This window comes from Cupriavidus sp. YAF13, from assembly GCF_052113425.1.
Taxonomy (GTDB): Bacteria; Pseudomonadota; Gammaproteobacteria; order Burkholderiales; family Burkholderiaceae; genus Cupriavidus.
This window is the reverse complement of sequence record NZ_JBFRDD010000023.1, coordinates 29,131-40,735: the sequence shown is the minus strand read 5'-3', so window position 1 is coordinate 40,735 and position 11,605 is coordinate 29,131. Positions and strand designations below refer to the sequence as shown.

General features: G+C 66.6%; 10 protein-coding genes. 7 read left to right on the top strand and 3 right to left on the bottom strand.

From position 1 onward, the window contains the following. The first annotated feature begins 20 nt into the window (after positions 1-20). From AB4061_RS19245 to AB4061_RS19215, 7 genes are all read left to right on the top strand, one after another. A complete protein-coding gene (locus tag AB4061_RS19245) occupies positions 21-695 on the top strand; it encodes an HAD family hydrolase (RefSeq protein ID WP_441636545.1) in 675 nt (224 codons plus the stop codon). 1 nt (position 696) lies between these two features. After that, positions 697-2,307 carry a polynucleotide adenylyltransferase PcnB gene (gene pcnB, locus AB4061_RS19240; protein ID WP_441636543.1) on the top strand — a complete coding sequence of 537 codons (1,611 nt, stop codon included), beginning with the start codon at positions 697-699 and terminating at the stop codon, positions 2,305-2,307. After that, positions 2,307-2,825: a 2-amino-4-hydroxy-6-hydroxymethyldihydropteridine diphosphokinase gene (folK, locus tag AB4061_RS19235; protein WP_441636541.1), complete on the top strand. Its 519-nt coding sequence runs from the start codon at positions 2,307-2,309 to the stop codon at positions 2,823-2,825. Before pcnB ends, folK begins: the two co-directional genes overlap by 1 nt. An 85-nt stretch (positions 2,826-2,910) precedes the next feature. Continuing rightward, complete coding sequence (locus AB4061_RS19230) at positions 2,911-3,552, top strand: deoxynucleoside kinase (protein ID WP_441636539.1); 642 nt, start codon at positions 2,911-2,913, stop codon at positions 3,550-3,552. A 212-nt stretch (positions 3,553-3,764) separates the two neighbouring features. Then, entirely contained in the window at positions 3,765-4,586 is an 822-nt protein-coding gene (gene panB, locus AB4061_RS19225) for a 3-methyl-2-oxobutanoate hydroxymethyltransferase (RefSeq protein ID WP_441636537.1), read from the top strand. A 13-nt stretch (positions 4,587-4,599) separates the two neighbouring features. Further along, the gene (locus AB4061_RS19220; RefSeq protein WP_441636535.1) at positions 4,600-5,298 is read left to right on the top strand and encodes an ABC transporter permease; all 699 of its coding nucleotides are present in this window, start codon (positions 4,600-4,602) and stop codon (positions 5,296-5,298) included. Beyond that, entirely contained in the window at positions 5,295-6,026 is a 732-nt protein-coding gene (locus AB4061_RS19215) for an ATP-binding cassette domain-containing protein (protein WP_441636533.1), read from the top strand. Before AB4061_RS19220 ends, AB4061_RS19215 begins: the two co-directional genes overlap by 4 nt. 9 nt (positions 6,027-6,035) lie before the next feature. On the opposite strand, the gene AB4061_RS19210 is transcribed toward AB4061_RS19215, so the two are convergent. The 3 genes from AB4061_RS19210 to dnaK form a co-directional block, all read right to left on the bottom strand. Continuing rightward, positions 6,036-7,928, bottom strand: a complete 1,893-nt coding sequence (locus AB4061_RS19210) for a chorismate-binding protein (protein ID WP_441636531.1) — start codon at positions 7,926-7,928, stop codon at positions 6,036-6,038. Between the two features lie 222 nt (positions 7,929-8,150). Then, complete coding sequence (gene dnaJ / locus AB4061_RS19205) at positions 8,151-9,299, bottom strand: molecular chaperone DnaJ (protein ID WP_150985979.1); 1,149 nt, start codon at positions 9,297-9,299, stop codon at positions 8,151-8,153. Positions 9,300-9,474: 175 nt separating this feature from the next. After that, positions 9,475-11,490: a molecular chaperone DnaK gene (dnaK, locus tag AB4061_RS19200; RefSeq protein ID WP_441636656.1), complete on the bottom strand. Its 2,016-nt coding sequence runs from the start codon at positions 11,488-11,490 to the stop codon at positions 9,475-9,477. Positions 11,491-11,605: the final 115 nt, after the last annotated feature.

Below are 11,605 nucleotides of genomic sequence, written 5' to 3'. Positions count from 1 at the left end.
TTAATGTAAAATCGCCGCCCATGAATCTGGCATTGTTCGACCTCGACCACACCTTGCTCCCGACCGACAGCGACCACGAATGGGGCCGCTTCCTGGTGCGCCTGGGCGTTGTCGACGAGGAATTCTACCGCCGCAGGAACGACGAGTTCTTCGGCCATTACAAGGCTGGCACCCTGGATATCCAGGCTTTCCTGCGTTTCGCGCTGGCGCCGCTGGCGGCCAATCCGCGCGACCGCCTGGAAGCGTTGCGCAGCCAGTTCATGCGTGAAGTGATCGATCCGGTCATCACGCCGCAGGCGCGCGCACTGGTCTACAAGCACCTCGACGCCGGCGACCTGTGCGCCGTGGTCACCGCCACCAATAGTTTCGTCACCGCCCCGATCACGGCGGCCTTCGGTATCAAGCACCTGATCGCCACCGAGCCGGCCACCGTCAACGGCAAGCCCGATGGCGCCTTCACCGGCGAAGTGGCTGGCATTCCCAGCTTCCGCGAGGGCAAGATAACCCGGGTGGAAGCCTGGCTAAAGAGCATGGGCACCCAATGGGATGCCTTCGAAAACACCACCTTCTACAGCGATTCGGCCAACGACCTGCCGCTGCTGGAGAAGGTCAGCGAGCCGATCGCCGCCAACCCGGACGATCGCCTGCGTCACCACGCCGCCGCGTCAGGCTGGCGCATCATGGACCTGTTCTGACGTGATCAAAAAGCTAATCAACCGGCTGCTAGGCAAGCCGGGCACCCAGCAGCGCCCCGTCAAACGCCGCGGCCAGCGCGCCCATGCGCCGAATATCGTTGCGCATGCAGAGCACCAGATCGACCAGTCGCTGATCTCGCGCAACGCCATCAAGGTCACCTCCACGCTGCAGCAGGCAGGCTACGAGGCGTTTATCGTCGGTGGCGCGGTGCGCGACCTGTTGCTAGGCATCAAGCCCAAGGACTTCGACGTCGCCACCAACGCCACGCCTGACCAGGTGCAGGCGCTGTTCCGCCGCTCGCGCATCATCGGCCGGCGCTTCCAGATCGTGCACGTGACGTTCTATGGCGGGCGCGAGCAGGAAATCATCGAAGTCTCCACCTTCCGCGCGCTGGTCGACGCGGTCGCCAGCGAGACCTTGCCCGAAGGGCGCCGCCTCAAGCGCGCCGAGCTCGACAGCAAGACCCACGCGATCGATGCCTCGGGCCGCGTGCTGCGCGACAACGTGTGGGGCTCGCAGGCCGAAGATGCGGAACGCCGCGACTTCACCATCAACGCGATGTACTACGACCCCGCCCAGCAACTGGTGTACGACTACCACCAGGGCATGGAGGACATCCGCGCGCGCACGCTGCGCATGATCGGCGATCCGGTCACGCGCTACCGCGAGGACCCCATCCGCATGCTGCGCGTGGTGCGCTTCGCCGCCAAGACCGGGTTCACGATCGACGAGGACACCCGCCAGCCGATCGCCGACCTGGCCTCGCTGATCCACAATGTGCCCAGCGCGCGCCTGTTCGATGAGATGCTCAAGCTGCTGATGTCGGGCCATGCCTGGGCGTCGCTGCAGGAACTGCGCAAGGCAGGCCTGCACCGCGGCCTGCTGCCGCTGCTGGATGTCGCGCTGGAGCAGCCGATGGGCCAGCGCTTCGTGCAACTGGCGCTGGACAACACGGACCAGCGCGTGCAGGTCGGCAAGCCGGTCTCGCCGGGCTTCCTGTTTGCCGCGCTGCTATGGCACCACGTGCTGCAGCGCTGGACCACGCTGCGCGAGGAAGGCGAGCACGCCATTGCCGCGCTCAATATCGCCATGGACGACGTGCTGGAGCGCCAGACCGGCCAGCTCGCCATCCAGCGCCGCTTTGTCACCGACATGCGGGACATCTGGGGCATGCAGCCGCGCTTCGAGAAGCGCGTGGGCCGCATGCCGTTCCGCCTGATCGAATCGCCGCGCTTCCGCGCCGGCTTCGATTTCCTCTACCTGCGCTGCGAATCCGGCGAGCAGCCGGCCGAGCTGGCGAAATGGTGGCAAGACTTCCAGGATGCCGATAGCCACGGCCGTGAGGACCTGATCGACGCGGTGCGCCCGGTGCGCGGCGCCGGCAAGCAAGGTGGCGGCAGCGGCGGCGCGGGCGATGCCGAAGGCTTTGAGCCCGCCGGAGATGGCGACGGCGGCGACAGCGGCGGCCCGGCACGGAAGAAGCGCCGTCGGCGCAGTCCGCGGAAATCGGATAAAGTTTCTCCGCGGAGTGATATGGACGCGAGCCAGGAATCCGGCTCCACTGCAGACCGGAAAACCGGCAAGGTACGCGTCCAGCCGGAGGAATCGTAATGACACTTGCCTTTATCGGCATCGGAGCCAACCTGGGTGACGCCCGGCAGGCTCTGAAAGATGCCATCGTGTGCCTGGCCCAGCAGGTCGGCATCACGGTGCTGGCGAGATCGTCGCTCTATCGCACGGCCCCGGTCGATGCTACGGGCAACGACTACTACAACGCGGTGGTCAAGGTAGAGACCTCGTTCACCGCCGCCCAGCTATTGCGCATCTGTCACCACATCGAGGATCAGTTTGGCCGCGAGCGGCCTTTCCGCAATGCACCACGCACCCTCGACCTGGACCTGCTGGTCTTTGGCGATGAAATCCACCAGGACGAAAAGCTGGTGGTGCCGCATCCACGCCTGGCCGAACGCGCCTTCACGCTGGTACCGCTGCTTGAGCTGGATGCCGAACTGGTTGTCCCCGGCCTTGGCCGCGCGGCGGATTACCTGGCCGCGGTCAGCGCGCAGCGCGTCGAGAAGGTCTCCTTTTGCAAGTGCACGCGGCAACTGGACGCGCGCGGCGAGTCCTGAAGCCATGGCCGGCAGCGGCAAGCCGGCCCCGCTTTATCCGCCCTGTACTGTGTAGTTAGTTCCCCCTAGCCGACCGGACCCGCCCATGCTCGAACACCTGCGCCGCATCGTGGTGGAAGGCCCCATTGGAGCCGGCAAGACCGCGCTCGCGCAACGCCTGGCGCAAACCCTGCGCACCGGCGAATTGCTCGATGCGGCACGTGAAAACCCCTTCCTGGAACGCTACTACCGCGAGCCCGCGCGATACGCGCTGCCGCTGCAGCTGTCGCTGATGAACCAGCGCGCGCAGCAGCTCAAGGCCTGGCAGGCGGCACTGCTGGCGGGCCAGCGCATGGTGAGCGATTTCCTGTACACCAGGGACCGCCTCTACGCCGGGCTGACCCTGCCCGAGGACGAACTGGCGCTGTACGACGCCCTCGCCGCGCGCCTGCCTGCCCAGGGCCAGCGCGTGGACCTCGTCATCGTGCTGCAGGCCTCGCCCGCCCTGCTGCGCGAGCGCATCACCCGGCGCAACGCGCCCGGCGAGTCCAATATCGACGATGCCTATCTGGAGCGGTTGTCGGATGCCTACGGTGAGCTGTTCCACCGCTACGACGAGGCGCCGGTCATGATCGTCGACACCGCCCACTTCAGTCCTGTAGACAACGACGCCGATTTCCGTACACTACTGTCGCGCATCGAAAACATGCGTGGCCGCAAGGCCTTTCTCAATCTCGCTGCGCCCTGACAGGTTCTCCCGCCTGCCAGCCTTCACCATAACGACAGCAGTCGCTGCCGCGAATCTAGTGGCCCCATCCCCGGGGCCGAGCGCCTCGCGCAGTACGAACTGAAAGGGGCAAAGGCCTTGCCGCACGGATACAGATGCGTTGATGCACTGATCATGAACGCACTGCGGCATTGCGGCAGGCCCGGCTCCCGTCTCTCTACCGGCCCAACGTCATGAGTTATCTCCTCGATCCCTCCCGCAAGACCGTCACCATCCCCAAGCTGCAAGCGATGCGCGCCGCAGGCGAAAAAATCGCCATGCTAACCGCCTACGACTCCAGCTTCGCCGCGCTGCTCGATTACTGCGGGGTCGAGGTGCTGCTGGTCGGCGACTCCCTTGGCAATGTCATGCAAGGCCAGCAGACCACGCTGCCCGTGACGCTCGAACAAGTTGTCTACCACACCGAATGCGTGGCGCGCGGCAACCAGAGCGCGCTGCTGGTGGCGGACCTGCCGTTCGGCACCTATCCCACCCCGGAAGCCACCTTCACCAGCGCCGTGGCCCTGATGCGGGCCGGCGCGCAAATGATCAAGCTCGAGGGCGGCGACTGGCTCGCGCCCACCGTCAAGTTCCTGGTCGAGCGCAGCATTCCGGTGTGCGGCCACATTGGCCTGACGCCGCAGTCGGTGCACGCGCTGGGCGGCTTCAAGGTGCAGGGCAAGACCGATGAAAGCGCGGCGCAGCTCAAGCGCGACGCACTCGCGCTGCAAGCCGCGGGCGCCCAGCTGATCGTGATGGAAGCGGTGCCGGCGGCCGTGGCTGGCGTGGTGACCGGCCTGCTGACCATCCCGACCATCGGCATCGGCGCCGGCGCGGATTGCTCCGGCCAGGTGCTGGTGCTGCAGGACATGATCAACGTCTACCCAGGCCGCAAGGCCAAGTTCGTGCGCAACTTCATGGAGGGCGCCGGCTCGATCGAGGCCGCCGTGCGCGCCTACGTGGCGGCCGTGAAGGACGGCAGCTTCCCGGCCGTCGAGCACACCTTCTCGGCCTGAGCGCGCGCCGGCGATGGAGATCGGTGCCGCCACCGTCGCGGCCTTTGCGCTTCTGGCCAGCGGTGACGGCGCCATCTGGTTCATCGTGTGGACCTCGCTGGTGGTGGCCGTGCTTGGGCTGGCGATTGCCGCCGTGCCCGCCATCGGCGCGGCCTACCTGATCGCCAGCCACGATTTTCTCGGGCGGCGTGTGGTGGTGGTGGTGGCGCAGGCCTGCCTCTCCTTCCCAACCGTGCTGGTCGGGCTGGTCCTCTACCTGCTGTTCACCCGCCACGGGCCGCTGGGCAATTTCTCCCTGCTGTTTACCCGCGGCGGCATGGTGCTCGGGCAAGCGGTGATTGGCTTCCCGGTGGTGCTGGCGTTTGCGCTGTCCACCTTGCAGGGGGCGGATGCGCGGTTGCGTGAAACCGCCTGGGTGCTGGGCGCCGGGCGCTGGCGGACCTTTTTCACCGTCCTGCGCGAGATGCGCTTCGGCCTGATGGCCGCGCTGGTGGCGGGCTTTGGGCGGGTCATCGCCGAGGTGGGTTCGGCGCTGATGATCGGCGGCAATATCGAAGGCGCCACCCGGACCATCACCACCGCCATCGCGCTGGAAACCAGCAAGGGAGAATTCGCCCAGGGTATCGCGCTGGGCGTTGTGCTGATCGCACTGGCAGTGCTCGTCAATGTGATGCTGGCGTGGCTGCAAGGCGCGGGAGGATTTCGCCGATGAGCACCCTGCCCGCGCGACGCACGCCTGACGGGCAGGCGCTGCCACCTTCCCAGTTGCCGCCGCTGCTGACGGTGCGCGGCTTGCAGCGCCAGGTGGGCGCGCGGCGGCTGTTCGATATTGCCGAGCTTGTCTTCCCACGCGCCGCTTTGGTGGTGCTGACCGGTGTCAATGGCGCGGGCAAGAGCACGCTGCTACGCATGGTGGCGGGGCTGGAGCGCGCCCCCGGCGCAACCGTGGCCTGGACCGGCGCGGACGGCAAGCCCCGCAACGCCGCACTCGATCCGATGCCCGCCGCGCTGCGCCAGCGCATTGCCTACCTGCATCAGCATCCCTACCTGTTTCGCACTTCGGTGCGCGAGAACATCGCCTATGGCCTGAAGGCGCGCGGCATGCCCGATGACGAAGTCAGGCGGCGCGTGGGTGCCGCGCTGGGCTGGGCCGGCATCACGCACGTCCAGGACACCGCCCCGGATCGCCTGTCCGGCGGCGAGGTGCAGCGCGTGGCACTGGCCCGCGCCAAGGTGCTGGAGCCCGATTTGCTGTTGCTGGACGAGCCCACCTCCAGCCTGGACGGCCACGCACGCGAACAGGTGATCGGCCTGGTGCAGGGCCTGGCCGCCGAGGGCCGCAGCGTGGTGATGGTCTGCCACGACCGCGAGCTGATCAACCTGCCGGGCGTGGTGCGCTGGAAGCTCGGCGACGGACGGCTGGATACGCGCCACCCCTGAACGCCTGGCTCAGGCTGTTGCCGGCAACGCCGCCGATAGCACGCCCCGCAGCGAATTCGCCAGCGCTAGTGCCTCCGCGCTCAGCAGCATGGCCCGTGTGACAACCGCCTCGCGCACCGTCCCGCCGAGGTAGCGTGCACCATCGCCCAGCACCGCGTCGCGCATCACGCCGGGCAGGATATCGGCGGCCAGCGGCGGCGTCAGCCACTCGCCTTGCACCTTGACGAACACCGAGCTGCGGCCGCCTTCGAGCAGCTCGCCGCGGGCGTTGAAAAACAGGCTGTCGAAGGCGCCGGCGCGTTCGGCGGCTTGCCAGCCGGCGTCATAGACAGCACGCGCGCTGGTCTTGTGGCGGCGCAACGCGTCCGCGACCGGCAGCGCCTGCGCTGCCAGCACCACGCGCACCGGGGCCGCGGTGAGCGGCGCCACCGGGCCGTGGGCAACGGTGAGGCTGCCCGCCTTGTCCAGCGCCAGCCGCAGACGCCAGGTGCCGGCACCGAGATCCGCCACGGCCGCCTGCACTAACGCCAACGTGCGAGCGTGCTCAAACCCAAAGCCGAAGCACGCAGCGGAAGCCGCCAGCCGCGCCAGATGCTGGTCCAGGCGCTGGCACGCTCCGTCTTCCACCCGCATGGTTTCGAACAAAGTGAAGCCCGGATCGTGCGCGGTCAGGAAGCGTGCCTTCCAGCCGCACTCGGCAAATTCGCCCGCGGCGTCGCTGTCATGCACGATGCCGCCGCCCACCCCCATCTCGCCCGCGCGCAGTCCGTCGGCGCCCTGCGCGCCCAATACCAGTGTGCGGATGGCGACCGACAGCGCAAAGGTACCCGGCCATGCCTGCGCTTGCCCTTCGCCGGGCGCATCGATCCAGCCGAGCGAGCCGGTGTAAAGGCCGCGCGGCGCGCTCTCCAGCTCGCCGATGATCTCCATGGTGCGCCGCTTGGGCGCGCCAGTGATCGAGCCGCAGGGAAACAGCGCGCGCATCAGATCCGCCAGGCTGGTGCCGGCGCGCGCCATGGCGGTCACGGTGGAGGTCATCTGCAGCACCTGGCCGAAGGGCTGCACCACGAAGCGATCGGGCACGGCGACCGTACCCGGCACCGCGACGCGGCCCAGGTCGTTGCGCAGCAGGTCGACGATCATCACGTTCTCGGCGCGGTTCTTGGCGTCGGCCGCCAGCGCCAGCGCGGCCTCGGCATCGCGCGCGTCGTCGCCCGTGCGCGGCGCCGTACCCTTCATCGGGCGGGTGAGCAACTGGCCCTGGCCGTCATGCCGGACGAACAATTCCGGCGACAGCGACAGCACCCAGCCATCGCCCGGCAGCCGCACCAGCGCGCCGTAAGGCACTGGCTGGGCGGCACGCAAGGCGGCATAGAGCGCCAGCGGATCGCCAAACTCGGCAAAGCGCAGGCGCTGCGTGAAGTTGACCTGATAGGTGTCGCCAGCTTCGATCCACTGGTGGATGCGAGCGATGGCGGCATGGAAAGCCGGCTCCGGCGTGTCGGCCAGGACATCCATCAAGCCGGCCTGCTGACCCGAGGACGGCGCCAGCCATTGCGCGACCTGCGCCTTGTCCAGCCGATGCATATCCCTGAACCACAGCAGGCGCAGCGCGCCATCGTGGAAGGGCAATGCGCAATCGACATGGACCGGCACGCCAATCAGCGGGCCGCCGAATTCGTAAGGCGCAAACAACGTGGCGTGCCAGCCCTGGCGCCAGCCATCGGCCAGCAAGGCATCGAGCGTGCCGAGCGCGCAGGCATCCGGCAGCACGTCTTCACGGGCAAAGCCGGTGTACAGGCGCGATGCCGCCTCGCCCAGCGCGGCAGTGGCATTGTCGAGCAGGACGAAAGGCTCGGCGTTGGCCGGGAAGGGGAACGTGCGGATCGGGGAAACTGCCACGGGAAATCACCAGCGTAATTGAGGTCGCCGGGAGGCGGGCGACATCGCATTATCGCGCGCCCGCCCTGTCTGCGGCCCTATCCCCTCAGGGGCAGAGGGCCGCGCACGAGGGTGGCTTGGCCAGGAGCCGCTTGAAACGAAGCCAACGGTTTGAGCGGCGCCCAAAAAACAAAAAAGCCGGCCACGCATCAAAGCGTGGCCGGCCGCATGCTCCAGGCCGGATCAGCTGAAGAAGCTCTTCACCTTGTCGAGCCAGGATTGCTCCTGCGGGCTGTGGCGCGAGCCACCTTCATGCACCGAGCGGTCGAACTGGCGCAGGATGTCCTTCTGCGCCTCGGTCAGCTTGACCGGCGTTTCCACGTTCACGTGCACGTAGAGGTCGCCGGGGTAGCCCGAGCGCACACCCTTGATGCCCTTGCCGCGCAGGCGGAAGGTCTTGCCGGGCTGGGTGCCTTCCGGCACCGGGAAGCTGGCCTTGCCGCCCAGCGTAGGCACTTCCAGGTCGCCGCCCAGCGCCGCGGTGGCGAAGGAGATCGGCATCTGGCAGTGCAGGTCGTCGCCATCGCGCTCGAACACCGCGTGCTGCTTGATGTGGACTTCCACATACAGGTCGCCCGGGGGGCCGCCGTTGATGCCCGGCTCGCCATTGCCCGAGGAGCGGATGCGCATGCCCTCGTCGATGCCGGCGGGAATCTTCACTTCCAGGGTCTTCTGCGACTTCAGCTTGCCCTGACCGTGGCACTTGGTGCACGGCTTGGGGATGTGCTTGCCGGTGCCGTGGCACTTGGGGCAAGTCTGCTGCATCGAGAAGAAGCCTTGCGAGACGCGCACCTGGCCCGCGCCATGGCAGGTCGGGCAGGTTTCGACATTGGTGCCGGGCTCGGCGCCATTGCCGTGGCAATGCTCGCACTCGTCCCAGTGGGGCACCCGGATCTGCGCATCGTGGCCGTGGGCGGCCTGCTCCAGCGTGATTTCCATGCTGTAGCGCAGGTCGGCGCCGCGGTACACCTGCGGGCCGCCGCCGCGGCGTCCGCCGCCAGCCTGGCCGCCTTGCTGGCCGAAAATATCGCCGAAGATGTCGCCGAAGGCTTCGGCGAAACCGCCGTAGGCCTGGCCGCCGCCGCCAAAGCCGCCCGCCATGTTGGGGTCGACGCCGGCGTGGCCGTACTGGTCGTAGGCTGCCTTCTTCTCGGGGTCCGAAAGCATCTCGTAGGCCTCTTTGACCTCCTTGAACTTCTCTTCGGAATCCTTGCTGTCCGGATTGCGGTCCGGGTGGTGCTTCATCGCCAGCTTGCGATAGGCCTTCTTGATCTCGTCGTCGCCGGCGTTCTTGCCCACCCCGAGCACTTCGTAAAAGTCACGTTTTGCCATGGTGGCTGCTTACCTGATGGGCCCGGAAGCGTCCAAAGCCCGCCCGGGCGAAATAGCAAAAAAGCCGAGCGAGGCATTCGACGGCGGTAACCCGCTTGGTCCAATGTCCGTCGCCCGGCGTCGGGATGGGGGCTGGCGCTGGTGTTGCGCACCGCGCCCCCGCCCCGCTCTTCCATTACTTCTTGTCGTTGACTTCCTTGAACTCGGCGTCCACGACGTTATCGTCCTGCGGATGGGCTTGCTGATGGCCCGCGCCGGCAGCACCGGCACCGGCTGCGCCCGCGGCGCCCGCGGCGCCCGCCGCACCTGCTTCGCCGGCCTGGGCCTGCATGTCCGCATAGACACGCTCGCCCAGCTTCTGGCTGGCTTCGGACAGCGCGCTGACCTTGGCATCGATCTCGGCCTTGTCGCCGCCGCGTGCGGCGTCTTCCAGTTCCTTGATCGCGGCTTCGATCTTTTCCTTCTCGCCCGCTTCCAGCTTGTCGCCGTATTCGGTGACAGCCTTCTTGGTCGAGTGGATCAGCGCATCGGCCTGGTTGCGGGCATCCGCCAGCTCACGGGCCTTCTTGTCTTCCTCGGCGTTGGCCTCGGCGTCCTTCACCATGCGCTGGATCTCGTCTTCCGACAGGCCCGAGTTCGCCTTGATGGTGATGCGGTTTTCCTTGCCGGTGGCCTTGTCCTTGGCGCCCACGTGCAAAATGCCATTGGCGTCGATGTCGAACGAGACTTCGATCTGCGGCGTGCCGCGTGCGGCTGGCGCGATGCCTTCGAGGTTGAACTCGCCCAGCAGCTTGTTGCCGGTGGCCATTTCACGCTCGCCCTGGAACACCTTGATGGTCACGGCCGGCTGGTTGTCGTCAGCGGTCGAGAACACCTGCGCATGCTTGGTCGGGATGGTGGTGTTCTTGGTGATCATCTTGGTCATCACGCCACCCAGCGTTTCGATGCCCAGCGACAGCGGCGTCACGTCCAGCAGCAGCAGGTCCTTGCGGTCGCCCGACAGCACGGAGCCCTGGATCGCGGCGCCAACGGCGACGGCTTCGTCCGGGTTCACGTCCTTGCGCGCTTCCTTGCCGAAGAACTCCTTGACCTGTTCCTGCACCTTGGGCATGCGGGTCATGCCGCCAACCAGGATCACGTCGTCGATTTCGCTGACCTTGACGCCGGCGTCCTTGATGGCGATGCGGCACGGCTCGATGGTGCGCAGGATCAGTTCCTCGACCAGCGATTCCAGCTTGGCGCGGGTCATCTTCAGGTTCAAGTGCTTAGGACCGGAGGCATCCGCCGTGATGTACGGCAGGTTGATCTCGGTCTGCTGCGAGCTCGACAGTTCGATCTTGGCTTTTTCAGCGGCTTCCTTCAGGCGTTGCAGCGCAAGTACGTCCTTGGACAGGTCGACGCCCTGGTCCTTCTTGAACTCACCGATGATGTAGTCGATGATGCGCTGGTCGAAGTCTTCGCCGCCCAGGAAGGTGTCGCCATTGGTCGACAGCACTTCGAACTGCTTCTCGCCGTCAACGTCGGCGATCTCGATGATCGAGATGTCGAACGTGCCGCCACCCAGGTCATACACGGCGATCTTGCGGTCGCCCTTTTCGTTCTTGTCCAGGCCAAAGGCCAGCGCGGCCGCGGTCGGCTCGTTGATGATGCGCTTGACGTCGAGGCCTGCGATGCGGCCAGCGTCCTTGGTGGCCTGGCGCTGCGAGTCGTTGAAGTAAGCCGGCACGGTAATCACGGCTTCGGTCACCGGCTCGCCGAGGTAGTCTTCGGCGGTCTTCTTCATCTTGCGCAGCACTTCGGCGGACACCTGCGGCGGTGCCAGCTTCTGGTCGCGCACGGACACCCATGCGTCGCCGTTGTCGGCCTTGACGATGGTGTACGGCATCAGGCCGATGTCCTTCTGCACTTCCTTTTCTTCGAACTTGCGGCCGATCAGGCGCTTCACCGCATACAGGGTGTTGCGCGGATTGGTCACCGCCTGGCGCTTGGCAGGCGCGCCCACCAGGATCTCGCCGTCTTCCATGTAGGCGATGATCGACGGGGTGGTACGCGTGCCTTCGGCATTTTCGATCACCTTGGGCGTATTGCCTTCCATGATCGCGACGCAGCTATTGGTGGTACCGAGGTCGATACCGATGATCTTACCCATTATTCTCTCCTCTTGAGCCCCGCTATCCGCGGGGACTGCAATTCATCCTGAGGCCGAAATGTGGCCGTCCGGGGCCATTTCAAGGGCCGGAAGTGCAATTCCGACTAAATTCCTCGGCTTCTCCCTCTGATCAACGGCAGGCTGGCGGGCCAAGTTG

Bases quoted from the DNA above. Each gene is read 5' to 3' on its own strand.
- dnaJ (WP_150985979.1), bottom strand. From the start codon at position 9,299: ATGGCAAAACGTGACTTTTACGAAGTGCTCGGGGTGGGCAAGAACGCC.
- folK (WP_441636541.1), top strand. From the start codon at position 2,307: ATGACACTTGCCTTTATCGGCATCGGAGCCAACCTGGGTGACGCCCGG.
- panB (WP_441636537.1), top strand. From the start codon at position 3,765: ATGAGTTATCTCCTCGATCCCTCCCGCAAGACCGTCACCATCCCCAAG.
- AB4061_RS19230 (WP_441636539.1), top strand. From the start codon at position 2,911: ATGCTCGAACACCTGCGCCGCATCGTGGTGGAAGGCCCCATTGGAGCC.
- AB4061_RS19245 (WP_441636545.1), top strand. From the start codon at position 21: ATGAATCTGGCATTGTTCGACCTCGACCACACCTTGCTCCCGACCGAC.
- AB4061_RS19220 (WP_441636535.1), top strand. From the start codon at position 4,600: ATGGAGATCGGTGCCGCCACCGTCGCGGCCTTTGCGCTTCTGGCCAGC.
- AB4061_RS19215 (WP_441636533.1), top strand. From the start codon at position 5,295: ATGAGCACCCTGCCCGCGCGACGCACGCCTGACGGGCAGGCGCTGCCA.